Origin of the sequence: Agromyces sp. NPDC057865 (assembly GCF_042796995.1) — a bacterium.
GTDB lineage: Bacteria > Actinomycetota > Actinomycetes > Actinomycetales > Microbacteriaceae > Agromyces.
In genome coordinates this window covers 462,873-486,384 of sequence record NZ_JBHVMJ010000003.1, presented here as the reverse complement: position 1 = coordinate 486,384, position 23,512 = coordinate 462,873, and the positions used below count along the sequence as shown (strand labels likewise).

Annotated in this window: 21 protein-coding genes; 11 read left to right on the top strand and 10 right to left on the bottom strand. The window is 69.2% G+C overall.

What is annotated here, in order from left to right:
* Window positions 1–35 precede the first annotated feature (35 nt).
* The 4 genes from ACFVN5_RS15205 (at window position 36) to ACFVN5_RS15190 (ending at window position 2,986) form a co-directional block, all read left to right on the top strand.
* The gene (locus ACFVN5_RS15205) at window positions 36–704 is read left to right on the top strand and encodes a DUF2306 domain-containing protein (protein ID WP_376956077.1); all 669 of its coding nucleotides are present in this window, start codon (window positions 36–38) and stop codon (window positions 702–704) included.
* A 4-nt stretch (window positions 705–708) separates the two neighbouring features.
* Entirely contained in the window at window positions 709–1,839 is a 1,131-nt protein-coding gene (locus ACFVN5_RS15200; protein WP_376956076.1) for a sensor histidine kinase, read from the top strand.
* A complete protein-coding gene (locus tag ACFVN5_RS15195) occupies window positions 1,836–2,510 on the top strand; it encodes a response regulator (RefSeq protein ID WP_376956075.1) in 675 nt (224 codons plus the stop codon). The genes ACFVN5_RS15200 and ACFVN5_RS15195 overlap by 4 nt, the downstream gene beginning before the upstream one ends.
* Before the next feature lie 68 nt (window positions 2,511–2,578).
* Window positions 2,579–2,986, top strand: a complete 408-nt coding sequence (locus ACFVN5_RS15190; RefSeq protein WP_376956074.1) for a YybH family protein — start codon at window positions 2,579–2,581, stop codon at window positions 2,984–2,986.
* Window positions 2,987–3,088: 102 nt separating this feature from the next.
* On the opposite strand, the gene ACFVN5_RS15185 is transcribed toward ACFVN5_RS15190, so the two are convergent.
* Window positions 3,089–3,721: a glyoxalase gene (locus tag ACFVN5_RS15185; RefSeq protein WP_376956073.1), complete on the bottom strand. Its 633-nt coding sequence runs from the start codon at window positions 3,719–3,721 to the stop codon at window positions 3,089–3,091.
* Between the two features lie 207 nt (window positions 3,722–3,928).
* Here ACFVN5_RS15185 and ACFVN5_RS15180 point away from each other — a divergent pair, with 207 nt between their 5' ends.
* Window positions 3,929–5,605, top strand: coding sequence for an alpha/beta fold hydrolase (locus ACFVN5_RS15180; protein WP_376956072.1), 1,677 nt, complete (start codon window positions 3,929–3,931; stop codon window positions 5,603–5,605).
* A gap of 15 nt (window positions 5,606–5,620) precedes the next feature.
* Here the strand turns inward: ACFVN5_RS15180 and ACFVN5_RS15175 are convergent, their stop codons facing one another.
* Complete coding sequence (locus ACFVN5_RS15175) at window positions 5,621–5,809, bottom strand: hypothetical protein (RefSeq protein WP_376956071.1); 189 nt, start codon at window positions 5,807–5,809, stop codon at window positions 5,621–5,623.
* 188 nt (window positions 5,810–5,997) lie between these two features.
* Between ACFVN5_RS15175 and ACFVN5_RS15170 the strand changes: the two genes are divergently transcribed.
* Window positions 5,998–6,804, top strand: a complete 807-nt coding sequence (locus ACFVN5_RS15170) for a hypothetical protein (RefSeq protein ID WP_376956070.1) — start codon at window positions 5,998–6,000, stop codon at window positions 6,802–6,804.
* A gap of 12 nt (window positions 6,805–6,816) precedes the next feature.
* On the opposite strand, the gene ACFVN5_RS15165 is transcribed toward ACFVN5_RS15170, so the two are convergent.
* Together ACFVN5_RS15165 and ACFVN5_RS15160 are read right to left on the bottom strand one after the other, a co-directional pair.
* Window positions 6,817–10,092 (bottom strand): glucan 1,4-alpha-glucosidase, encoded by a 3,276-nt coding sequence (locus ACFVN5_RS15165; RefSeq protein WP_376956069.1) that lies wholly within the window; start codon window positions 10,090–10,092, stop codon window positions 6,817–6,819.
* A gap of 119 nt (window positions 10,093–10,211) precedes the next feature.
* Window positions 10,212–10,637, bottom strand: a complete 426-nt coding sequence (locus ACFVN5_RS15160; protein ID WP_376956068.1) for an SgcJ/EcaC family oxidoreductase — start codon at window positions 10,635–10,637, stop codon at window positions 10,212–10,214.
* Window positions 10,638–10,710: 73 nt separating this feature from the next.
* Between ACFVN5_RS15160 and ACFVN5_RS15155 the strand changes: the two genes are divergently transcribed.
* Window positions 10,711–11,166: a MarR family winged helix-turn-helix transcriptional regulator gene (locus tag ACFVN5_RS15155; RefSeq protein ID WP_376956067.1), complete on the top strand. Its 456-nt coding sequence runs from the start codon at window positions 10,711–10,713 to the stop codon at window positions 11,164–11,166.
* 25 nt (window positions 11,167–11,191) lie between these two features.
* Here ACFVN5_RS15155 and ACFVN5_RS15150 read toward each other — a convergent pair whose 3' ends face one another.
* The 5 genes from ACFVN5_RS15150 to ACFVN5_RS15130 form a co-directional block, all read right to left on the bottom strand.
* The gene (locus tag ACFVN5_RS15150) at window positions 11,192–11,878 is read right to left on the bottom strand and encodes a hypothetical protein (protein ID WP_376956066.1); all 687 of its coding nucleotides are present in this window, start codon (window positions 11,876–11,878) and stop codon (window positions 11,192–11,194) included.
* A 402-nt stretch (window positions 11,879–12,280) separates the two neighbouring features.
* Window positions 12,281–14,926, bottom strand: coding sequence for an ATP-dependent Clp protease ATP-binding subunit (locus ACFVN5_RS15145; protein ID WP_376956065.1), 2,646 nt, complete (start codon window positions 14,924–14,926; stop codon window positions 12,281–12,283).
* Window positions 14,927–15,061: 135 nt separating this feature from the next.
* Window positions 15,062–16,042, bottom strand: a complete 981-nt coding sequence (locus ACFVN5_RS15140) for a hypothetical protein (protein WP_376956064.1) — start codon at window positions 16,040–16,042, stop codon at window positions 15,062–15,064.
* A 320-nt stretch (window positions 16,043–16,362) separates the two neighbouring features.
* Complete coding sequence (locus ACFVN5_RS15135; RefSeq protein ID WP_376956063.1) at window positions 16,363–17,586, bottom strand: ATP-binding protein; 1,224 nt, start codon at window positions 17,584–17,586, stop codon at window positions 16,363–16,365.
* A gap of 369 nt (window positions 17,587–17,955) precedes the next feature.
* A complete protein-coding gene (locus ACFVN5_RS15130) occupies window positions 17,956–18,450 on the bottom strand; it encodes a hypothetical protein (RefSeq protein WP_376956062.1) in 495 nt (164 codons plus the stop codon).
* A gap of 312 nt (window positions 18,451–18,762) precedes the next feature.
* Here ACFVN5_RS15130 and ACFVN5_RS15125 point away from each other — a divergent pair, with 312 nt between their 5' ends.
* Together ACFVN5_RS15125 and ACFVN5_RS15120 are read left to right on the top strand one after the other, a co-directional pair.
* The gene (locus ACFVN5_RS15125) at window positions 18,763–19,335 is read left to right on the top strand and encodes a PadR family transcriptional regulator (protein WP_376956061.1); all 573 of its coding nucleotides are present in this window, start codon (window positions 18,763–18,765) and stop codon (window positions 19,333–19,335) included.
* A gap of 37 nt (window positions 19,336–19,372) precedes the next feature.
* A complete protein-coding gene (locus ACFVN5_RS15120) occupies window positions 19,373–21,115 on the top strand; it encodes an ABC1 kinase family protein (RefSeq protein ID WP_376956060.1) in 1,743 nt (580 codons plus the stop codon).
* Window positions 21,116–21,145: 30 nt separating this feature from the next.
* Here ACFVN5_RS15120 and ACFVN5_RS15115 read toward each other — a convergent pair whose 3' ends face one another.
* Entirely contained in the window at window positions 21,146–21,568 is a 423-nt protein-coding gene (locus ACFVN5_RS15115) for a nitroreductase family deazaflavin-dependent oxidoreductase (RefSeq protein ID WP_376956059.1), read from the bottom strand.
* Between the two features lie 105 nt (window positions 21,569–21,673).
* Here ACFVN5_RS15115 and ACFVN5_RS15110 point away from each other — a divergent pair, with 105 nt between their 5' ends.
* Together ACFVN5_RS15110 and ACFVN5_RS15105 are read left to right on the top strand one after the other, a co-directional pair.
* Complete coding sequence (locus ACFVN5_RS15110; protein WP_376956058.1) at window positions 21,674–22,549, top strand: sigma-70 family RNA polymerase sigma factor; 876 nt, start codon at window positions 21,674–21,676, stop codon at window positions 22,547–22,549.
* Window positions 22,550–22,581: 32 nt separating this feature from the next.
* On the top strand, window positions 22,582–23,478 hold the full coding sequence (locus tag ACFVN5_RS15105) for an SDR family oxidoreductase (RefSeq protein WP_376956057.1): 897 nt from the start codon (window positions 22,582–22,584) through the stop codon (window positions 23,476–23,478).
* The last annotated feature ends 34 nt before the right edge of the window (window positions 23,479–23,512 follow it).

The following is a 23,512-nucleotide window of genomic DNA, read 5'->3' as shown; positions in this document are numbered from 1 at the left end:
TGTGTCGCCTGCACCGTCGGCGCGACCATCGAGGCATGACCTCCACCACCGTCGCAGCCACGATGCCGCGGACCCGCAGGCGCCGCCCCGAGTGGCTCGTGCCCGCGGGGCTCATCGCGCTCAGCCTCGTCCCGATCGCAGCGGGCGCGTTCCGCGTCACGGACCTCACGACCGGCGGCACCGTGACGCCCGAGAACGCGCGGTTCTTCGCCTCCCCCGTGCCCGTGATCGCGCACATCGTCGGCTCGAGCGTGTTCCTCGTGCTCGGCGCGCTGCAGTTCGCGCCCTCACTGCGGCGGAGGCGTTGGCACCGGATCGCCGGGCGGATCGTCGCCCCGGCCGGCCTGGTCTCGGCGCTGTCGGCGCTGTGGATGACGCTGTTCTACGCGATGCCCTCGATCAACGGTCCCGGGCTGTACGTGATGCGACTCGTGTTCGGCACGGCCATGGCGGGGGCGATCGTGTTCGCGTTCGTCGCGATCCGCCGCGGCGACGTCACCACGCACAGCGCCTGGATGACCCGCGCCTACGCGATCGGCCTCGGCGCGGGCACGCAGGTGTTCACGTTCCTGCCGTGGACGCTGTACTTCGGCCAGCCCGGACAGGTGATGCACACGGTGCTCATGGGCGCCGGCTGGGTCATCAACCTCGCCGTCGCCGAGCTCGTCATCCGTCGTCGGGCCAACCGTGCCCACCTATCATGAGGGCATGACGAGCCCCGCCCGGGCGCTGTGGGATGCGCCGCCGGCGTCCCCGCCACCGCCGCGCCGGGTCTGGCGCGACTGGGTGCTCGTCGCCGTGATCCCGCCGCTCGCCCTGCTCGAGGCGCTGCTGCGAACGGATGTCCCATCGCGGTGGCTCTGGGCGATCCTGCTCATCGCGCTCGTGCCCACGCTGCTCTGGCGGCGCATCCGGCCGTTCACGATGCTCGCGATCGCCTTCGGCGTCGGCACGGTCATCAGCCTCGCGGCAGGCGGCGATCCGCAGCTGTTCACGACGGCGTACTTCCTGATCCTCGTCTACGCGGTGTTCCGCTGGGGATCGGGCCGCGCGATGCTCGGCGGCGGGGCGCTCGTGCTCGGCGGCATCCTGCTCTCGCTCGTGTACTCGGCGCCGACCGTCACCGACGTCATCGGCGGACTCGCGGTCGTCGTCACGACGAGCACGCTCGGCGTCGCGTTCCGCTGGCGCTCGGGCGCCCGCGCCCGGGAGCTCGACCGCATGCGGCTCCTCGAGCGCGAGCAGCTCGCGCGCGACCTCCACGACACGGTGGCGCACCACGTGTCGGCCATCGCGATCCAGGCGCAGGCCGGCACGGTGGTCGCGCAGGGCGATCCGGCCGCCGCGGTCGACGTGCTGCGCGTCATCGAGGGCGAGGCGTCGCGCACGCTCGACGAGCTGCGGTCGATGGTACGGGTGCTGCGGCGCACGGATGCCGCGGAGCGCGCGCCGACGCCCGGCTTCGACGACCTGCGGCGGCTCGCGCGATCGGATGCCGCGGGCCCGACGGTCGACGTGCAGGTCGACGGCGACGTCGACTCCCTGCCTCCCCCGGTGTCCGCCGCGGTGTTCCGCCTCGCGCAGGAGGCCGTGACGAACGCGCGTCGGCACGCCCGGGCCGCGACGCGCGTCGACGTGCACGTGCGGGTGGACGGCGCGGGTGTGCGGCTCGACGTGCGCGACGACGGGGAGTCCGTGGCATCCGCCGTGCCCGGCTACGGACTCACCGGCATGGCCGAGCGGGCCGACCTGCTCGGCGGCACGTGCGAGGCCGGACCGGCGCCGGGCGGCGGGTGGGCGGTCACCGCGGTGCTGCCGCGGGCAGGATGGGCGACATGACCGTGCGCGTGCTCATCGCCGACGACCAGGAGCTCGTGCGCACCGGGCTGCGGCTCATCCTCGACGCGCAGCCCGACATCGAGGTGGTGGGCGAGGCGGTCGATGGTGCGGAGGCCGTGGCGCTGGCGCGCGGCATCCGGCCCGACGTGTGCCTGTTCGACATCCGGATGCCGGTCATGGACGGCCTCGAGGCCACCCGCGAGCTCGCCGGACCCGACGTCGCCGACCCGATCCCGGTCGTCGTGATCACGACGTTCGACCTCGACGAGTACGTCTACGAGGCGCTGCGCTCGGGCGCTCGCGGCTTCCTGCTGAAGAACGCCGGACCGACGCTGCTCGCCGAGGCGGTGCACGCGGCCGCGCGCGGGGATGCGCTGATCGACCCGAACGTGACGGTGCGGCTCATCGAGGCGTTCGCCGGAGCCCGCGGGGCCGGCGGCACCTCACGCTCGGCCGCCGACGTGCCGGTCACCCGCCCGTCGTCACCGCTCACCGACCGCGAGGAGGACGTGCTCGCCGGCGTCGCCCGCGGCCTCGGCAACACCGAGATCGGGCAGGAACTGCACGTCTCGCTCAGCACGGTGAAGACGCACATCGCGAGCATCATGGCGAAGATCGGCGCCCGCAACCGCGTCGAGCTCGCGATCTGGGCGCACGAGCGGGGACGGTAGGGGCGCTCGCCGCGGCGCTCGTCGGCGCGGCGATTGTGCGCGGCGCCGAGTCGGAGGATCCTGATTCCATGAGCGACCGAGACGATTTCCTGGCCTGGGTGGACACCGCGCTCGTCGACGCCGAGCGGGCGATGCTCGACGGCGACGAGGGCCCGCGAAAGGCCATCTGGTCCCGTACCGAGCCGGTGAGCGTGCTCGGCGCGTGGCGCAACGCGGTGGGCCGCGACCAGCTCGTCGAGGCGTTCGAGGTGCTCGCCGTGGCCTTCTCGGACTGCACGAGCTACGAGCTCGACCTGATCTCGTTCGACGTCGTCGACGACATGGCCTACACGGTCGGCTACGAGCGCTTCACGACCTCGATCGACGGCGAGCCGCGCACGCTCACCCTCCGTGCGACGCAGGTCTACCGCCGCGAGAACGGCGAGTGGCGGGTGGTGCACCGCCACGCCGACGGGGTCGGCGACCACCAGCCGTGACGCGACGCGCGATCAAGCATCCGGTGGTCGAGTAGCGCCGCCGAAGGCGACGCATATCGAGACCTCTCCACTTCGGCATTTCGGCACATCGGCCCGGATGCGTCAGGCCGACGCTCTTCCCCACTCGAACCCGTCGGGGTCGGTGAACGAGCCCGCGTCGCTGTTGACCTGGATGCGGTGCGAGCCGCCGCCCTCCTCGGAGACGCCGGCCGTCTTGGCGAGCGCGCGCCGCTTGTAGAGGCCCAGGCCGATCGGGCTCTCGGGCGTCGCGAAGTCGACGTAGCTGCCGAAGCTCTTCGCGATCGCAAGGCCGCGGTCGCCGTAGAAGCGCTTGCTCGCGCTCACGTCGTCGACGCCGAGCAGGAGCACGATGTGCTCGAACTCCTTCGAGGCGGGCGCGGTGTCCTTCTTCTCTGAGGTGGCGAGGTTCCAGATCGCGCCGTCGGGCGCCTGCACGAGGCCGCCGAACCCCCAGAGGGACTTCGCGAGGGGCTTGAGCACAGTCGCGCCCGCCGCGACGGCGGCGTCGAACAGCGCCCGCACGTTCGCGGGCTGCGAGGTGACGAGCGACATGGTGTAACCCCGGAAGCCGGTGCTCGCGGCATCCGACCGGCGCGTGCGCACCTGGGTCGTGAGGCCGAACGCGTCGGCGTAGAAGCGCTGGGCCGCCTCGGGGTCGGCTGCATCGAGCGTGATGGAGTCGATGGCGGTGATGTTCGTGGTCTGCGTGTTCATGTCCCCGACGCTACGCCTGGCGAACTTGGCAGGCTTCTCGATTCCTGCTCGATCGGAGACGACGTTTCCCTCCGCGGACCCGACGCCACAACGCCACAACGCCACAAGCGCCCCCGCTGCACGCGAAGTTCAGTGCGTTCCCCAATGGCCGCAGGCCCCGGGGTCGCTAGCATGGTGGCGCCGAACCGCGAGCGAGGGGGCCGCGCAATGGACGACGCCGACATCCGAGACCCGAAGCTCCACGACGTGAAGCGTGGGCTCTTCGTCTTCATCCCCGGGCTGCCGGCCCGAACGCGCAGAGGTGCGCCGCTCTGGCAGGGACTCGTGCAGCGGCTCAGCGACGACCTCGCACCGAACTGGCGCGTGAAGGTGTTCGAGCACGGGCTGACGGCCACCTCGCGCACCGACCTCGACCAGGTGGTCCGGCATCTCGCGGCGCAGCTCCGCGACTGGACCGGCGAGCTCTCCGACGACGTCGAGCCGCCCGACGCGATCATCCTCGCCGGGCACAGCTTCGGCGGCATCCTCGCCCGCGCCGCGTTCCTGCACGACGCATCGACGCCCGAGCGACCCGGCCGCCCGTGGACCGAACTGGTCAGGCGCATCGTGCTGCTCGGCAGCCCGAACGCCGGGTACCGCACGGATGCCCCGGGCACGCCGCTCGCGTGGCGGCTCGCCTACGCCATCGCCACGCCCCTCTACGACTTCACGTTCGAGAAGGTGCAGGCCGGGGGCTACTGGATCACCGATCTGCGCCTGCGCTGGCTCGAGGCGTATCGCGCGAAGGTCGAGCGCCCGCCGGTGGTGCAGGTGCTCGGCACCTCCGACTGGCTGGTCACGCACGACGACATCGTCGACCAGCGGTTCATGCCCGGTGCGAAGGTCTACGAGATCCCGGGCGCCGACCACGGCGGACTCATCTCGATCGACACGGCGCCCGATCCGCAGCGCCGGTACCTGCAGCTGAAGACCGCGATCATGGGGCGCTCCGACGAGACGCTCGACGAGCGGCAGACGCCGAAGCCCGAAGCGACGGCGTTCATCCTGCACGGCATCCGCGCGTCGGCGCTCGGCACCTGGGTGCAGGATCTCGGCACGGCCTACAAGGCGGCATCGGGATCCGAGCAGACGAAGGTGATCAGCCCCGACACCGGCTACTTCAGTGCGATGGAGTTCGCCCTGCCCGGCACGCGGCGACGCAAGGTGCACGAGTTCCTGAAGCTCTACGGCGACGCGTACGCGACGCGCGACCCCGACCGGTTCGTGTTCGCGGGCCACTCGAACGGCACGTACATGATGGCCCGGGCGCTCGACCGGGTCCCGGCGATGCGCTTCAAGCGGATCTACCTCGCCGGCACGGTGCTCCCCCGTCGCTACGACTGGCAGCGGCTCTTCGACGACGAGCAGATCCGCAAGGACGACGGCAACGGCTGGGAACCCGGCGACGTCCGGATCGACCGAGCGACCAGTGACGTCCCCGTCGGCATCCTCTGTTCGTGGCTGCGCGGCCTCGGCAGCGCGGATGTCGGGACGGCCGGGGTCGACGGCTTCGAGAACGTGGCCATGGCGAACTTCGACCAGTCCCGCCGGTTCCACGGAGGGCACGGTGCCGCGCTCGAGAACGAGGCGCAGCTCACGGCCATCGCCCGGTACCTGCACGACGGGTCGAGCGATCCCGGCCCCGACGACGCCACGTCGTCGATGTTCTCTCGTGCGAGCCGGCTCGTCGGCCTCAGGCTCGTCTCATGGCTCGCGCTGCTCGGGTTGGGAGCGCTGGCCGCCCTCGGCCTCGTCAAGCTGGGTCGCGCGAAGGGGCCACGAGTGGCGGCCGCCACCGGCGGCGCCGGAGCCATCGGGCTCTGGGCGCTGCTCCGTTCGATCTGATCCGGCGAGGTCGCTTCAGGCCGCGTGCCGTGCGCGGGATGCGCGCGGGACCGCCTCGACGCGCCGGCGACCGCGCAGGTGCCGCCCGGTCGGCAGGCGGCGTGCCGACGTCGGACGCGGGTGGTCGGCGAGGCGCGGGCAGGCGCAGGGCAGCACCGATACCTCGCCGAGCGGTCCGTGCACGTACTCGAGGTGATTCGCCATCCCGCTGTCCCTTCCAGGTCTGCCTTCACCCTGAGAGACGGCGGATGCCACGTTTCATGACGCGCCTCCGGTCGTCGAGTAGCGCCGCCGAACTCCGGTCGTCGAGTAGCGCCGCCGAAGGCGACGCGTATCGAGACGCCTCCCCCCGCAATGCCAGAATCACGAGTGGCATCCGAACGGAGGGGTTCATGCAGGACGAGTACGTCGAGCAGGCGCTGCAGCGCGATCCGAAGGTCGCCGACGAATGGCTGCGACAGAACAACCTGATGTACGGCGGTCTCGTCGGCATCTGCGTCGTGCTGGTGCAGCCGCTGATCACGGATGCCGCGCCGTCGCCGCTCGGGCTGGCGAGCATCGTGCTCTTCGCGGTCGCGATCCCGCTGCTCGCCGCCCTCATCGTGCTGAACTGGCAGGAGTTGTACCGCCATCGCCTCGCGACATCGCGCAGCGTGACCGTGGCCCGGTCGCTTGCGATGGGCACCGCGATCGCCGGCATGGTGACGACGTTCTGGGACGTCAGCTGGATCGCCGGCGCTGCGCTCCTCGTGACCGCGTTCGTCGCGATGTTCGTGCACAGCGCGGGCTACGTCGGCGTCGAGGGCATGCTGCGGCGGGGGCGCTGGACGACCCGGTCCGCCGAGGCGGCGGCTGCGGCATCCGCCGAGCCCTGGCAGCCGACAGAGCAGACGCAGTCGTCACCCCAGGATGCCGCGTTCACGATGTGCTGCCTGCTCTGGGCAAAGCCCGGGCTCGACGACGACCTCGTCGCCTACGAGGATCGCGTGCTGGCGCTGCTGCCCGACTACGGCATCGAGGTGACGGAGCGGATCCGCAGCGACCGCGGGCCCGAGCACCCGGTGGAGGTGCAGCTGTACCGAGTTCCGAGCCAGGCGCTGCTCGACGCGTACCTCGCCGATCCGCGGCGGCTCGAGCTCGCCGTCGAGCGAGATCGGGTGGTCGCCCGCACCGAGCTGTTCCGGGTGCCGAGCGCCTGAGGGCAGCTTCGGCTACCCCAATGGCACGTACGGCAGCACCACGGGCGACCCGGCGCGCCAGTCGAGCACCGTCGACTGTGCGGCGCCGTCGGGCACGAGCACGTCGATGGTGTTCGGGTCGCGCGTGTCGGTGTCACGAGCCTCGGTGTCGCCGGTCCAGACGCCGGCGCCGCCGCCGAAGCGGTACTCCTTGATCCATCCCATGCCGATGTTCGGGCTGGTGTTCCAGTAGTCGTAGTCGTAGACCGGTCGGATACCGCCGGTGCCCTCGCCGTTCGGATCCGCGTGCGACATCAGCGCCACCTGGTACGTGGCGGCCGCGAGGTCGACCCCGTCGAACACGTCCTTCGGCACCGACATCGCGATCTGGTGCGTCGCCGGCAGCACGAGCAGGGTGGCGTTCGCGAGCACCGCGTCCGTCGCATCCCGAACGGCCGGCTGGATGAAGCCCGACCCGCCCACGACGAAGTCGTAGGGGTGGGCGAGGTTCGCGTTGGTGCCGGGCCGGGCCGCGACCGCGCCGCCCGCTGCATCAGAACTCACGTAGATGTCCACCCGCTGCACCGACATCTGGTTGCCGCCCCACGGGTTGTTGATCTCGCCGGCGAGCGTGGTGACGAAGTTGATCGAGGTGCCGTCGTCGTAGACACCGAGCTGCGTGAGGTCGAACGCTCCCGGGTTGAAGGCGCTGTTCGTCGGGTACACGTAGTCCCCGGGGCCATTGTCATCGCCGACGGGGTCGTCCGCCGTGCCGACCGCGGTGCCGAAGTTCGTCGACGTGATCCGCACCTGCACGGCCGTCGTGCCGCCGTCGGCGCCCACCGCCACCACGGTGATGGTGTTGGCGCCGAGCACGACGGGCACCTCTGCGGTGAACGCGCCGCCGGTGACGGATGCCTGGACGGCGTGCCCTCCGGCCGCCACCCAGACGGATGCCGCGTCGGTCGAGCCCGCGACCGTGACGCTCGACTCCGCGGTGACGGCGCCGGCGATCGGCTCCGTCACCGAGAGGCTCGGGCCGGCGGGAAGCGCGCCGTCGGCGTACCGGTCCGCCACGACGGAGGGCGTCGAGATCGGCCGCCCGGCATCGATGGACTGCGCGAGCCGAACGAACGCCGCCATCGACCATGCCAGCGGCGTCGCCGAGCCGGTGCCCTCGCCGAGCAGGAAGCCCGCGGCATCCGGCTGGTCCCAGACCTGCTCGGGGATCATGTACCCGTCGTTGGCGGTCGCCGCGAGCGTGTCGAGGAACGTGCTGGCCGAACGGCCGTTCGCCAGCTCGTACTCGCCGCGCTCACCCGACAGGAGCGGCCAGAGGCGGCCGACGCCGGTGCCGTCGTAGGGCGACCCATCGGCCTTCTCGCCGTAGCCGTCGTGGTTGTAGCGGTACCAGAGCGCGCCGTTCGGCGTGTCGACCTTGATCGTCGCGTCGACCTCGGGCAGCGATTCGACGATCGCGGCATCCGCGGGCGGCTTGACGCCGAGGCGCACGAGGTCGAGGAATCCGGCATCGACGATCGAGCGCTCGTCCCAGGCGCCGCCGCCGTTGTTGATGTCGAGCGTGTGCCCGTCGTTCGGGTTGCCGTTGTCGTCGATGCGCTCGTAGTAGCGGCCGTCGCCGAGCGGGCCGGTGGTGGTGAACGTCCAGTCCTGCACCCGCCGCTGCCAGTCGTCGGCGACGCCCGTGTAGATGGCGGCCGATGCCTCGTCGCCGTTCGATGCGGCGATCGACGCCGCAGCCGTGAGTCCGGCGATCTCGGCGGCGATGGTGCTGGGCGAGTAGCCACCTTCCTCCTCCCAGCGTTCCTGCGGCGACGACGGGCCGTGGGCGACGAGGAAGTCGGCGGCCGTCTTCACGTGCTCGGCGTAGGTCGTGGCATCCGATCGCCCGAGCGCCCAGGCGAGCACGATCGGGAAGGCGACCTCGTCGAGCTGCAGGCCGCCCCAGTACGGCGTGCCGTCGAGCAGCGAGTTCTGCGGGAACGACCCGTCGCTCTTCTGCTGCACGTCGAAGAGGTAGTCGAGCGAGCGGTTCGCGGCCTCCGAATCGCCGAGGGCGATCTGCGCGGTCGAGACCTGGTAGAGGTCGCGAGCCCACACGAGGTGGTATCCACCGACGCCGGCCTCGTTCGCATTCTGCGTCTGGCCCCACGGGATCGTGAGCGACGCGATGTTCGCGCCGCGGTAGGTCTTGTCCTCGTGGGCCTTCAGCGTCATCGCGGCGACCTGGTACTGGGTGGTGAGCTCCGCATCGCCGGCCACGCTCGCCGGCGGCGCGCTGACGCTGTCGAGGTAGTGGTGCCAGCCGTCGGCGTAGGCCCCGGCGGCCGCGTCGGCGCCCTTGCCCGCCTTGCCGAGGCTCGCGATCGCGGTCGAGCGCGCGGCATCGGCGGATGCCCCGAATCCGAGCACGAGGGTCGCCGAGGCGTTCTTCGTCGGGCCGGTGAGCTTCAGCTCGGCGGTCTGCACGACGTTGCCGTCGGTCGCCTCCGCGTAGCGGTGATCGAGGCGGTGATCGCCCGCGAGATCGGTCCAGCCGTCGCTGACCCCGGCGAACCCGTTGGAGGTCGCGACGAAGTCCTTGTCGGCGACGAGCGCGCTGGCGATGGGGTCGGCGCCGGTGCCCGGGTCGCCGGCGAGGTCCTCGGCGACGAGCGCACCGCGCCAGAACCGGGCGGAGTCGTGGCGGCCACTGTTCGCGAGCGATGGGTCGTACTGGGCGAACACGCGGTACGTGCCGCCGTCGAGCGAGCGGACCGACACCTGGATGATCACGCTCGACCGGGCGGGATCGGTGAACGTCGTCTTGACGATCTGGTAGCGACCGTCCTTGTCGGTGTTGACCTGGGTGTAGATGAGTGCCCGCGAGTCGGCGAGGCTCACCTCGTGGGTCGTGTCGCGCGACTCGAGGTCGGTGAACGTGGAGCCGTCGGTCACGATCAATTCGAAGCTGCGGCTGTTCGCCACGTCGACCCGCGGGTAGTAGACCTCGGCCAGCGTGCCCTCGGACAGGGTGTACCAAACCTTCGAGTCGGTGGTCGTGGAGGTGCCGACCCCCTGCTTCGCTCCCGTGGTCCACGTCGCCTGGGCACCGGGGGCGCCCGGAGCCTGCGACGGCTTCGGCGCAGCATTCGCGGCAACCGCTCCACCGAAGAGCGCGGCGCTGACGAGCGCGATCGCGGCGACGGATGCCGCGGCGCGGCGCCTCAGGCTCCGATCACTCCGGCGACCACTGACCCGACCTGTCGATCCTGATCCCGGGACTGCCGACCACCCTGTCGAACGCATCGCCGCTCCTCATCGAGTCCGCTGTGACCCGGTCAGCATAGGCGCGGTCGGATTCGACCGCCAGAGGTCGGGCTCTCACCGAACCCGCCGGGTGGCCGCCGCCGCGGCATCCGAGTCGCCTACCGCGACGGGTCGAAGATGCGGTTCATCCGGATGAAGAGCCGGTTCTTCTTCGTGTTCTGGAACGCAGCGCACTGCCAGCTGTCGTCGCGACGCACCATCGTGAAGGTCTGCACCTTGTCGATCGGGATGCGTCGGGTGCCGATACCGCCCTCGGTCAGCACGACCGCGACGTCGTCGGCGAGGTGACGGATCGAACGCACGCGCATGCGCATGCGGCTGCCCTTTCGCCACTTCTCGAAGACGGGAAGGTGGCCGCGCTCGATCGCGTCGCGACCCTCGTAGACGATGCCCGCATAGATCACGTAGGTCGCGTCGTCGGTGAACTCGCGCGCGTAGGCGGCGGCGTCACCGGCATCCCACGCGGCGCTGAGGCGCGCCAGGGCGGCTTCGATCGTGTCCGGCGTGGTGGTGGTCGCGTCCATGGCGTCTCCCGTAGAGTTATCTGCGTGCATGCATTAGTTGCATGCATGCAGATATTACCGGAGGGCAGCGATCATGGCAACGGACGACCTCGAGCGCCTCTCCGCCGGCTATCGCCGCTACCTCGCGGCGATCGTGATGTTCCACCTCGCGGCGGCCGACGAGGTCGGCATCGGCGCGACCGACTACCAGGCCCTGAACGTGCTCGACGTCGACGGCCCTATGACGAGCGGCGAGCTGGCCCAGCGCCTGGCGCTCAGCACGGGCGCCACCACTCGCCTGATCGACCGGCTCGAGGCATCGGATGTCGCGCGGCGCGTGCCCGACCCCGCCGACCGGCGCCGCGTCATGGTCGAAGCGACCGGCCGCATGCCCGACGGGATGGCGGAGGTGCTCGGCGTCGTGCGCGAGCCGGTCAGCAAGGCGTTCACCGGGCTCGACGAGCACCAGCTCGAGGGGCTCGCGACGTACCTCGCGACCGCGACGGACGCGTATCGAGCGGCGACGCGGGAGCTGCGCGCGCGGCCCTGACGGCCGCGTCCCGCGACCACCACCGCTAATAGGCGAAGTTCCCCTCGCCGCAGGGCGGGTTGCTGCTCCAGTCTGGTGGGGCCGGCACATACTGCCGGCAGACCTCGCCGCCGAGGTAGACGGTGCCGTACTCGTCCTCGTCTTCGTAGCGCTCGATCGACATGACCACGAAGGGACCGTCCGGGCCCGAGATGCGCAGGGTCCGCTCGGCACTGCCGTCCCACACTGTGAGGTCCAGCTCCACCCGGCAGATCGATCCGTTGAAGGCGGGAATAAGGTCGACCACGACCGGCACCTCCTCGCCACGCGCCAGCGTGATCGTGCGGTCGGGGAAATAGGCCTGATGCTGCCCGCTGGGGTCGGCCGCGTAGGCCTCCGACGCGCCCTCGCCCACGTCGATGCTCATGACCTCCGAGTCCACGCCCGCCCCGCGACCCGCGGTCATCCGCACCAGCGTGCCCCTCGAGATCGGCTCGCAGCTCTCCTCCGAGCTCACGTCGGTGACCCGCACGGTGTTCGCTCGATTACCAGTGAGGTACAGGGTGACCTCCCGCGTTCCCGAGACGTTGCCGCCCTCGTTCTCCTGCAGCCAACGGACCTGCACCTCCATCGGCAGCCCGGCGAGGTATGCGAGCTCATCGGCCGACAGTGATGCCTCGGGCGACAGCACGACGTCATCCGCTCGGGGTGCGGCATCGACTCGGACCTTCACGGGATCCCCAGGGATCGGCACCACGTCGTCTACGAACCACCCGAACCCTCGAGTCATCGCACCGGCGAGGACGGTCGCCAGTGCAGCCGCGACTACGCCCCCGATCCAAACGCCTGCTCGGCGCCACACGGGTCGCGGATCCCCCGATCCAGCTTGCTTGGGCTGCTCGCGCTCGCCCGATCCCCCAGACATGACCAGTGCCTATCGCTCTCCTCTGATGGTAGTCCTGAGGGGTTCTCATGTTCTCGGGGTGGGCCCTGAGATCATGCGGGCACGACGGAGGCCCGGCCTCTCGTCATGAGGGGCCGGGCCTTCGGTTGGGGGTGCGTGGGTCTCGATACGCGCCGCCTGCGGCGGCGCTACTCGACCACCGAGAGCCGGGGCGCTACTCGACCACCGGCACTACGCCGCCGCCGGCAGCTCCACGGTCGCGCGCGCCACCGGGGTGACGACGAGCTGCCCGTCGACCGCGTCGACCTGTACCGCCTCGCCGTCGCCGAGAGCGCCGGTCACGAAGAGGTCCGCGATCCGGTCCTCGACCTCGCGCTGGATCAGGCGGCGCAGCGGGCGAGCACCGTACTCGGGCTCGTATCCGTGCTCGGCGAGCCAGGCGACCGCGGCATCCGTGGCCTCGAAGCCGACCTCGCGAGCCGAGAGCCGCGCGACCGTCGCGCCCAGCATGAGCCGGACGATCTGGGCGATCTGCTCCTGCGTGAGCTTCGTGAACAGCACGATCTCGTCGATGCGGTTCAGGAACTCGGGGCGCATGGCCTCGCGCAGCTTGCCCATGACGCGCTGGCGCACGTCGTCCTGCGACGAGAAGCCGTTCGCCGCGGCATCCGTCGACGCCACGAAGCCGAGCGCACCCGACCGCGACGCGAGGAACTCGGAGCCGAGGTTCGAGGTCATCACGACGACCGTGTTGCGGAAGTCGACCGTGCGACCCTGGCCGTCGGTGAGGCGACCGTCGTCGAGCACCTGCAGCAGCAGGTTGAACACGTCGGGGTGCGCCTTCTCGATCTCGTCGAACAGCACGATCGAGTACGGGTTCCGACGAACGCGCTCGGTAAGCTGGCCGGCCTCGTCGTACCCGACATAGCCGGGAGGGGCGCCGACGAGCCGCGACACGGTGTGCCGCTCGCCGAATTCGCTCATGTCGAAGCGGACGATCGCACCCTCGTCGTCGAACAGCCGGTCGGCCAGCGCACGCGCCAGCTCGGTCTTGCCGACGCCGGTCGGGCCGAGGAACAGGAACGATCCAACCGGACGCTTCGCGTCGCCCATGCCGGTGCGGTTGCGGCGGACCGCGCGCGCGACGGCGGTCACGGCGTCGTCCTGCCCGATGACCCGGGCGTGCAGCTCCTGCTCGAGCTCGGCGAGGCGCTCGCGCTCGCCCTCGGTGAGGCGGTTGACCGGGATGCCGGTCGCCCGCGAGATCACCGCGGCGATCTGCGCCTCGTCGATGATGGTCTCGTTCTGCTGGCTGAGCCCGTCGAAGCCGGCCTGCGCCTGCGCGACCTTGCCCCGCTTGATGGCGTCGGCCGTCGCGTCGTCGAGCTTGTCCTGCACCTTCGAGATCTCGTCGCGGATGCGCGACGCCTCCTCGTAGTGCTCGGCCGTGACGGCGGCGTTCTTGTCGGCCTCGAGCTCGGCCAGTCGGCCGATGAGCTCGGACACGTCCACCTTCACACCGAGGCGCAGGCGCAGTCGCGCACCGGCCTGGTCGATGAGGTCGATGGCCTTGTCGGGCAGGACGCGCTCGCTGAGGTAGCGGGCGCTCAGCTCGACGGCCGAGCGGATCGCGGCATCCGTGTACTCGACGCCGTGGTGCTGCTCGTACGCAGGCTTGAGGCCCTGCAGGATCAGCACCGAGTCCTCGATCGAGGGCTCGCCGACCTTGACCGGCTGGAAGCGACGCTCGAGCGCCGGGTCCTTCTCGATCTGGCGGTACTCCTTGAGCGTGGTCGCGCCGACGAGGTGCAGCTCACCCCGCGCGAGGCGCGGCTTGAGGATGTTGCCCGCGTCGGTGCCGCCGTCGCCCGAGCCGCCCGCACCGACCACGGTGTGGATCTCATCGATGAAGATGATGAGCTCGCCCCTGTGCGCGGCGATCTCCTCCATGGTCTTGGTGAGGCGCTCCTCGAAGTCGCCACGGTAGCGGGTGCCGGCGAGCATGCCGGGCAGGTCGAGCGAGATCACGCGCTTGCCGAGCAGAGCCTCGGGCACCGACTGCTCGACGATCGCCCGGGCGAGGCCCTCGACGATCGCGGTCTTGCCGACGCCGGCCTCGCCGATCAGCACGGGGTTGTTCTTCGTGCGGCGGCTCAGGATCTCGATCGTCTGCTCGATCTCGTCGACGCGTCCGATCACGGGGTCGAGCTCGCCGTCGCGGGCGCGCTCGGTGAGGTCCATGCCGAACTTGTCGAGCATGGGAGTATCGCTGTCCGCTGGTCGAGTAGCGCCCGACGCAGTCGGACGCGTATCGAGACCCTCGTCACCGATACCCTCGACGCCCTCACGAATCTGCTCCGTGAGCGCCTCGGCGGTCACGCCGGCGCGCGCCAGCACCTGGCCCGCAGGGGCATCCTGCCCCAGCACGAGCGCGAAGAAGAGGTGCTCGGGGTCGATGTACGTCGAGCCGCTCGACCTCGCGACCTGGTACGCGTGGAACAGCGCGCGAGACGCCGACGGCGTGATGGTGGCCGCGTTCGCGCGCTCGCTGAGCTCGTCGATGCGAGTCTCGGATGCCGCGGGCAGCCGCGCCTCGGTCGCGGTGACGATGCGCTCCGGCGCGACGCCGATGCGCTGGATCGCCTGCGTGACCGCCTCGTCCTCGACGATGACGCGCAGGATGTGCAGCGCGTCGAGCTCGGTCTGTCCGCGCTCGAGCGCGAACTTGCCGGCACGCTGCAGGATGCTCTGGGTGCGCGCGGTCAGGAACCGGCTGAGGTCGATCGACCGCGCCTGCCTGGCCTGCTCACCCGCGAGATACCGGGCGAGGAACTCGTCGAACGAGTTCGCGCCGGTGTCGCTGAAGTCTTCGGGCACCTAGTCCTCCTGGGGAACTTGAGTTGAGTACGCTCAAGTTCAACGCCGTGGGGGCGTGGGTATTCCCGTCGCGTTTGATTCCGTCCGCGGCGCGTACGGGCTTCAGCAGGCCGCGGACGATGTTGCCCTGCGGGGCTACCAGTAGACAGCGACGATCTCGACTTCTAGGTATTGAGACTCCAGATGTTCATCTGGTTGCGGAGCCACCGACGCGGCCCCAGAAGCCCACGGCCACAAGCCGAATTTGGTGCGCGCCTCGTCGCGAAGGGCAGCCTTTATTTCTTCAGAAACATCGGGCGCACTTGCGAATACGACGTCGTCGATCGACCGGAACAGTCGCAACTGCTGATCGACGGTCAAGTTGGCCGTGGAAACATCGAACGACCCCGAGATCCTTTCAATTTCGACATCGTCGATGGAGGGCGCAGCATGCGCTGATAAAGCCGTCACGTACCAATCGAACAGCTCGTGGGATGTCGACGTGACCCTATTACCTCGCTGGTGACCATTCCTTAGCGCGCCCAAGAACATTGGTCCGAGCCCATCTACGGTCTCGGCGAGCTCATCATTGATGGTCCGCAGTATCGTGCCAACATAGGAGCTTGCCGCCCGTGGCGAAAGGGTCGCCGAAACCACACGGCACAAAACCCGAAACCGGTGGTTCTGGAAGAGGGTTCGCCCCGGATCCCCCCAAAACCATTGCGGCTGGACAACGCTGTCGATCGTGACGCCCCGCCCCGAGGGGGACTCATCCGGGAGGGCTGCGACGAGCCACTCCACGTCCTCGATCTCTTCAATCACGAGCTTCGGTTTGTGTCCGACCACAGGTATTGCGCCCCCGTTCAACCTATCGATAAGGTCCGTCAACGGTCGCGTGGTCTTGAATATCTCTCGTTGCTCTAATGAGAGGAACGTCGGGTATGCCTCCATCACGTCTGAGACAGCGACCATGGCCGTCCTCACCCGGAAGATGTCTGCGGCTGTGAGGTCAGAGTCGATCTCGATGAGTGCGCCCCGTTCGAGCTCGGTCAGCGGGATACCTTGTTTCCAGCGGCGAAGCGACTTGGCGTCCCGTCGCGCGATGTTCGCCACGTCGCGCCGGCGCAACTTCGTCATTCCAAGCCCCTGAATCGCGAATCGATGCGCGTTTCGTTGCCTGAACCTGGCAAATGCGGATTGCGCTACTGACTTCCGGAGCTCTTGAACCTGTCGTCCCCGAACATTCTTGAGACTCGGGGAAAAGCTCGCTTGTTCGAACAGACCGTCGACAGACCCCGAGACGCCGACCTCCGTTGACCGTGAGCTCGTGCGCGTGCTTTCGACCAGAATCTCTCCGTCAACAGAGGCAAGGAGGCTCTCAACGCTGACTTCGTTCAGATATACAAACTCGCGAATCGGCGAAACTTCCGCTCGCCGCCACCAAAGGAAGCCCACCCCTACGCGCCTTTCGCACTTACCGAGTCACTTGCACGAAGAATCACTGAATGTTGATCCCGTGCTCGCTCGTAACCCCGCACAATGTCTTCAAGAGTTACGTGCGCTCTGCGGTCAGCAGCACGCCAACCGTCGGCCTCCGTCCAGATAAGAGCAAGTTCCGCAGGAGACCATCCGTTGCTTGAGGCAGCAAGCCATGGCAGACACGCGGCCTCGCTGATGCTGAACGACGCCGCTTGCGCGGTAAGAATTGCGAGGCGTTCGACGGTCGACGGCAGTTTGAATTCGACTGGAAAGTCAAACCTGCCCGGTCGAAGGAACGCTGGGTCAACGTCCTCAAGGCGATTCGTCGCGGCGATGACGAACGGTTTGGTGGCATAAGCAGCTCCGTCCATCAGCGACAGCAGTTGCCCAACCTGTCTATTGATCGCCTCGTGCACATCAGGCCCGCGACGAGAACCAATCGTGTCGAACTCATCGATGAAGATGATCGATCGCGGCCTTTCGCGAGCCAGGCTGAACAGCGACCTGAACGCGCGCTCCGTCGACCCCAGATACTTGTCCATTAGCTCAGGACCATTGACAGTGATGAGGTCAGCGCCGAGCGTCTTGGCTACTGTGCGCGCAAGATGGGTCTTTCCCGTTCCGGGCGGCCCGAAGAAGACGGCGCCAGCGGGCGGCTTTGGTCGGTTCTGGTCTGGCCCGCTCCCAACATCTCGAGATTCAAAGTTGATCTCGAGGAGCCGAATCAGTTCGCCTACTGTCTCGCTCATACCTCCGTATGCCGCTGATGCCTGCGGGTCAACGTCGTATGCCTCCACATTGAACGGAGAGACGCTCTCGTCAGTCTGCACGATGATTGCCGATTCCTGGTCCGTGAGGGGACACCACCGCTGCTGAGAGTCGTCGAATACGTACCCCGCGTCCACGCGGGGTTCGACAACGTCATTTACGTCGAGCGCCCGGATCGCTCCGGCGAATTCCATCAGGATTCGGTGGCCGCCAATGTACTTGAGGGTTCCAACATTCCTCGCTGTTCGCGGCCAGATGGCTTCATGCGGCGCAGGATGGAGGCTGCCGGTACGCATGCCCACGTTCACCAGGGTGCCGAGCGTATCGTCTGGCAGATCGTCGACCGTGTAAAGCACCGTGCCGCCGCTGAGGAGTTCTACCCAAGCCTCGTCGGCATCAGCGTCTATCGAACCCACCCGGCCGAGCGTGAACAACTCAGGCTCCGTCAATCTCGCCTCCCCCGCAGCAGAGCACGACTCTATCCGCAATCTCGCCGCTCTCGAACCTTCGCCGCACGGTTCGTCAAACTACGGTGTCACTACATCGACGAGGATGTCCGGTGTTATTCCGCCAAGCCGCTCGAGTTCCGATCGCGTACCGGTGGTCCACGAATCGCCGATCGCAGGCGTCAACCTAATCGCAGTCGACCGTTGGAATCCATTCACGAGAGCGCCTGTAGACAACTCAAGCGCTGGGCCTGAGCCCGCATAGCCGGAAGACCGATTGCCGCGTTGACACAATTGAGCCGCCACGACATCGCGCCGCACGAGAGGCCCCGGGGTAACCGGGGCCAGCGAAATGGATTACACCCCTAAATGAGACGGCGCCTGAAGAAACGGCGGGAACATGTGCTGAATCATCAGAACCGAATCACGGAACTCAGTCAGATCTGAGCGCGTCAGCTTGGTCAGGCGAGGCTCGGCGACTCCTCTCTGATGGTCGAGACGCGCACGCCCGAGTATGTGAGTGTGCACCTCTCCGTCGCCTTCGCGAGGATGAGGAAGATAGACGCCGTGCAGGTATTCGTTGCGTCTCGCGCGAGCGCGCTTCACGAGCTCGAGCCAATCGAGTACGTCCTGCTTCTCCTCGGGTACCAGCCGCCCCGACAGAGCTTTGCATACCTCGTCGAGCTGGGCATCGCGGACGCGCTCGAGTAGTACTCGAAGGACGTACGGGTCATCCAGACTGGCGAGTTGGGCAAAGAGTTCCTCCAAGAGAGGAGAAACCTTTGACCACTCCATGATGATTTCGCCGAGCAACTGCGCGTGCGTTGGTGTCGGTTCGGTAGTCGCGGTCACGAAGGAAACGCTACATGCCGGTCGCTTAGGCAGTTGCCCTAGTCACGACTCCGCGCGCCGGTGGGTACCTCCAAGTTGACATCTCAAGATTTGCAGGTACACCGGTCGACCAACAGTCGCCGAGAACGCATTCACTCACTGAGGCACTAGCGCTTCCAGAAATGGAGAGAGAGAGAGAGAGAGAGAGAGAGTTCATCTCCAGAAGCCTGGGGTGCCTCGACGAGGATTCGCGGTCTACCCCGAACCCGCCGAACGATATATCGTTGATATATCGTCGAGACCCGACCAGGGCCCCACTTCAGGGAGGTCATCATGAGCGATTCGTACATGGGCAGCGGCTTCGGCGGCGCCTCGAGCAACTGGGGACAAGGCGGCCAAGGCCCCAACCTGTGGGACGCCCTCAACCAACTCCGTGGCATGTTCGAGCAGAAGGCCGGCCCGCGCATGGGCCGCGGCGACGTCCGCGCGGCGGTGCTCGCGCTCCTCGCCGAGAAGCCGATGCACGGCTACCAGATCATCAGCGAGATCGCCGAGCGCAGCGGCGGCGCGTGGAAGCCGAGCGCGGGCTCGGTGTATCCGACGCTGCAGCTGCTCACCGACGAAGGACTGGTCACCGCCGAGGAGGCGGATGGCCGCAAGACCTACTCGCTGACCGAGGCAGGGCGGGCGGAGGCCGAGGCATCCGCTGATCGCCCGGCGCCGTGGCAGAGCTCGAGCGGTCGCGACTTCGGCGGCGGCATGGGCGCACTGCCCAAGGCCGGCATCGAGCTCGCGCAGGCGGCGGCTCAGATCCAGCGTTCGGGCACGCCCGAGCAGGTGAAGCAGGCGGTCGAGGTGCTCGACGACGCGCGTCGTCGGCTCTACTCGATCCTCGCCCAGGGCTGACTCGGTGCCCTCGACACGTCGGCGTCCAGCAGGCAGGATGCCCGATGTGGGGAACACTCGCGCCCGCTACCGGCGGATCCTCCGGTTCGCCGCCCGATACATCGTCCAGACGTGGTGGTACGAGCTCGTGCTGCCGCGGATCGGGCTGGGCAAGGTCGCGGCGCGCGGGCGCGAAGCGCGGCTGACGACGATCGCCCGGCGCTTCCACGCGCTCGCGGTCGACCTCGGCGGCCTCATGATCAAGGTCGGTCAATACATGTCGTCGCGACTCGACGTGCTGCCGCCCGAGATCACGCGCGAGCTCGCCGGCCTCCAGGACGAGGTGCCGCCCGTCCCCTTCGACGCGATCCGGCAGCTCGCCGAGGCCGAGCTGGGCATGCCGCTCGAGCGGGCGTACGCGTCGTTCGACCCGACACCGCTCGCCGCGGCATCCCTCGGCCAGGCGCACCGCGCCACGCTCTCGCCGATCGACGCGGCCGACATGGGCTACGACGAGGCCGTCGTCAAGGTGCAGCGACCGGGCATCGAGACGATCGTCGACGTCGACCTCTCGGCACTGCGCCGCGTCGCCGGATGGCTCAACCGCGTGCGCTTCGTCGCGAACCACGTCGACGCCCCCGCCCTCGTCGAGGAGTTCGCCACCACGAGCCTCGAGGAGATCGACTACCTGCACGAGGCGGCCAACGCCGAGCGGTTCGCCGCGAGCTTCGCCGGTGACCCGCGCGTCGCCGCGCCCGAGGTCGTCTGGGAGCGCACGACCCGCCGGGTGCTGACGCTCGCCGACGTGACCGCGATCAAGATCAACGACCTCGAGGCCCTGCGCGCGGCGGGCATCGACCCGAAGGCCGTCGCGAAGCAGTTCGCGACCGTCATGTTCGACCAGCTCTTCCGCGACGGCTTCTTCCACGCCGACCCGCACCCCGGCAACATCTTCGTCACGCCGGTCGAGCGGGCGACGGATGCCGCGTCGCCGGCCTCGAGGGTGACGGATGCCGCATCCGCTCGCCCGTCACCAGCCTACCGCCTCACGTTCATCGACTTCGGCATGATGGGTGAGGTCCCCGACGGACTGCGTCGCGGCCTGCAGCAGCTCATGCTCGCCGTCGCCGCGCGCGACGGGAAGCGTCTTGTCGAGAGCATCCGGAGCGTCGGCATCCTGCTGCCGTCGGCCGAGACCGCGGAGCTCGAGCGCGCGATGTCCGAGCTGTTCGCGCGCTTCGGCGGGATGGGCCTGGCCGAGGTGCGACAGGTCGACGAGCGCGAGCTGCGCAGCTTCGCGATCGAGTTCGGCGAGGTGGTGCGCGCGCTGCCGTTCACGCTGCCCGACAACTTCCTGCTCATCATCCGGGCCATGTCGCTGACCTCGGGCATGTGCAGCTCACTCGACCCCGACTTCAACATGTGGGATGCCGTCGAGCCCTACGCCGCGCAACTCCTGCGCGACGAGCGCGGCAACTTCGTGCAGGCGCTCGGACAGCAGGCGCTGTCGTACGCGAGCACGCTCGCCGCGCTGCCGCAGCGCATGGACGCGCTCGCGGACCGCGTCGAGCAGGGGCGACTGACCGCGACGTCGCCGAAGATCGAGCACCGGATGGTGCGACTCGAGAACGCGGCCCAGCGGGTCGTCTCGGCGGTCCTGTTCGTCGGCCTGTTCCTCGGCGGCGTCCTGCTGCGCAACGACGAGCCGGTGTGGGGCATCACGCTGATGGTGCTGTCGGTGATCCCGTTCCTGCATGCCGTGTTCGCCGGGCTGTTCGGTCGGCGGCGCGGGCCGCGCTAAGCGCCGCGCTCGCGGAACCATGCCGCGCGATCAGACCCGGTCGAGCACGATCGCCGCGGGGAAGCGCTTGAGCACCGGACGGAACGGCGCCTTCGCGAGCCGCTCCGCTTCCGCGCCGTCGACGATCCGCGCATGGATGACCTCGACGTCGCGCCCCTTCCATCGAAGCGAGGCCCGATCCGCCGCGACGACGTTGCGCGCCCAGTTCGTCTTCGCGCCCCACGGCAGGCCGATCATCACGATCGCGGCATCCGACGTCGGCACGACGGCGATGGGCGTTTCGTACGCGGTGCCGCTGCGCCGCCCCTGATGGCGGACGAGGGCCCAGAGCGGCACCCACCGCCGTCCCGCCAGGGCGCGGGCGACCGGCGCGGTCGCCTCCACGACTCGGCGGGGCGGCCCGCCGGCGACATGCGGCTCGGGGGCTCGGGACTGTTCGGAGGTCTCGTTCATGCAGAGGAGACGGATGAACCGTGGTCGATGTGACATCCGGCGCGGCATCCGTTCTCGACATCAGTGCTTGCGTCACATTCGTGCAGGGTGGATCGTCTCCCTGTCATGACCGAATTCGCCGACCTGTGGATCGAGTACCGGCACGTCGTCCGGGACGTCGCCTACCGAGTGCTCGGCTCCGTCGCCGAGGCCGAGGATGTCACCCAGGAGACCTACCTGCGGCTCCTCGCCCGCGACGACGATCCGGCCGCCGCGCCGCTCGAGGACCCGCGCGCCTGGCTCGTCACCGTCGCGTCGCGGCTCGCGATCGACCGGCTGCGAGCGCACGAGCACTCGCGCCGCGCGTACGTCGGGCCGTGGCTGCCCGAGCCCATCGTCACCGACGAGCGCACGCTCCCCGAGGACCGCGTCACCCTCGACGACTCGGTCCGCATGGCGCTGCTCGTGGTGCTCGAACAGCTCACGCCGGCAGAGCGCACGGCGTTCCTCCTCCACGACGTCTTCGACCTCGGGTTCGACCGCATCGCGGACGTCCTCGGGGTGAGCCCGGCGAGCGCGCGGCAGTCGGCGTCGCGGGCGCGGAAGCGGATCGCCGCGCAGGGCGCCGCCCGGTTCGCCGTCGATCCCGCTGCCGCCCGCCGCCTGTCCGAGCGATTCGCCGCCGCGGCATCCGACGGCGACCTCGACGGCCTGGTCGCGGTGCTCGCCGCGGATGCCACGGGCCACTTCGACTCGGGCGGCATCTACCCCGAGGCACCGACCGAAGTGGTCGTCGGCGCCGAGTCGGTCGCCCGACAGTTCCTCGCCGGCGTCGGCGGACTCGGCCTCGACTTCGAGGTCGCCGAGGTGAACGCGCAACCCGGGGTCGTCGCCCGCCGCCGTGGTCGGGTCGTGTCGGTGCTCGCCCTCGACTTCGCCGACGACCGGATCTCCGCCATCCACGGCGTCGGCAACCCCATGAAGCTCAGGCACGTGCGGTGAGTGCGCACTCGCAGGAACCCTAGACTCGCCACGTGACCCATCCCCGCACCGCGATCACCGGCGGCACCGGCTTCGTCGGACGCCACTTGGCCGAACGGCTCGGGCCCGAGGCATCCGTCATCATCTCGCGCCGCACCGGGGTCGACACCGGCGATGTCGATGCCCTCGCCGCCGCGTTCGCAGGCTGCGAGGTGGTCGCGCACTGCGCCGGCATCAACCGCGAGATCGGCGACCAGACGTACGAGCGCGTGCACCTCGAGGGCACCGCCAACGTGATCGAGGCGGCGAAGCGGGCCGGCGTCCGCAAGGTCATCATGCTGAGCTTCCTGCGGGCACGGCCCGACTGCGGATCGCCGTACCACGAGTCGAAGTGGGCGGCCGAGGAGCTCATCCGCGACTCCGGCCTGGACTTCACGATCCTGAAGGCCGGCATGATCTACGGCCGCGGCGACCACCTCATCGATCACCTCAGCCACACCGTGCAGACGGTCCCGGTCTTCGCGACCGTCGGGTTCCGTGAGCTGCCGATCCGGCCCATCCCGATCGAGGACCTCACCGACATCCTCGAAGCCGCGGTCGACGGGCGGATGTCGCGCGAGTCCGTCGCGGTCGTGGGCGCCGAGCAGCTGATGCTCTCGAAGGCCGTGCGGCGCGTGGCATCCGTCGTCGACCGCCGCGTGGTCGTCGTGCCGTGGCCGGTGTGGGCGCAGTACGCGCTCGCGCAGGTCGCCGAGTGGACGATGAAGGTGCCGCTCGTCTCGAAGGCGCAGGTGCGCATGCTGGCCGAGGGCGTGACGGATGCCGCGCCGCCCGCGGCATCCGTGCCCGACGACCTGCGACCGCGGCGCATGTTCACTGCTGCGCAGATTCGCGGGGCACTCCCCGAGGCCGGCGGGTTCGGATGGAGCGACCTGCGGGTCGGCCGCTGACCTCGGCGCGAGGTGCCGGCTTGGATCGGGCGCG

Coding starts and splice junctions, on each gene's coding strand:
- ACFVN5_RS15140 (WP_376956064.1), bottom strand. CDS start 16,042: ATGACGAAGTTGCGCCGGCGCGACGTGGCGAACATCGCGCGACGGGAC.
- ACFVN5_RS15180 (WP_376956072.1), top strand. CDS start 3,929: ATGGACGACGCCGACATCCGAGACCCGAAGCTCCACGACGTGAAGCGT.
- ACFVN5_RS15200 (WP_376956076.1), top strand. CDS start 709: ATGACGAGCCCCGCCCGGGCGCTGTGGGATGCGCCGCCGGCGTCCCCG.
- ACFVN5_RS15195 (WP_376956075.1), top strand. CDS start 1,836: ATGACCGTGCGCGTGCTCATCGCCGACGACCAGGAGCTCGTGCGCACC.
- ACFVN5_RS15125 (WP_376956061.1), top strand. CDS start 18,763: ATGAGCGATTCGTACATGGGCAGCGGCTTCGGCGGCGCCTCGAGCAAC.
- ACFVN5_RS15175 (WP_376956071.1), bottom strand. CDS start 5,809: ATGGCGAATCACCTCGAGTACGTGCACGGACCGCTCGGCGAGGTATCG.
- ACFVN5_RS15115 (WP_376956059.1), bottom strand. CDS start 21,568: ATGAACGAGACCTCCGAACAGTCCCGAGCCCCCGAGCCGCATGTCGCC.
- ACFVN5_RS15155 (WP_376956067.1), top strand. CDS start 10,711: ATGGCAACGGACGACCTCGAGCGCCTCTCCGCCGGCTATCGCCGCTAC.
- ACFVN5_RS15110 (WP_376956058.1), top strand. CDS start 21,674: ATGACCGAATTCGCCGACCTGTGGATCGAGTACCGGCACGTCGTCCGG.
- ACFVN5_RS15165 (WP_376956069.1), bottom strand. CDS start 10,092: ATGCGTTCGACAGGGTGGTCGGCAGTCCCGGGATCAGGATCGACAGGT.
- ACFVN5_RS15190 (WP_376956074.1), top strand. CDS start 2,579: ATGAGCGACCGAGACGATTTCCTGGCCTGGGTGGACACCGCGCTCGTC.
- ACFVN5_RS15170 (WP_376956070.1), top strand. CDS start 5,998: ATGCAGGACGAGTACGTCGAGCAGGCGCTGCAGCGCGATCCGAAGGTC.
- ACFVN5_RS15120 (WP_376956060.1), top strand. CDS start 19,373: ATGCCCGATGTGGGGAACACTCGCGCCCGCTACCGGCGGATCCTCCGG.
- ACFVN5_RS15160 (WP_376956068.1), bottom strand. CDS start 10,637: ATGGACGCGACCACCACCACGCCGGACACGATCGAAGCCGCCCTGGCG.
- ACFVN5_RS15205 (WP_376956077.1), top strand. CDS start 36: ATGACCTCCACCACCGTCGCAGCCACGATGCCGCGGACCCGCAGGCGC.
- ACFVN5_RS15185 (WP_376956073.1), bottom strand. CDS start 3,721: ATGAACACGCAGACCACGAACATCACCGCCATCGACTCCATCACGCTC.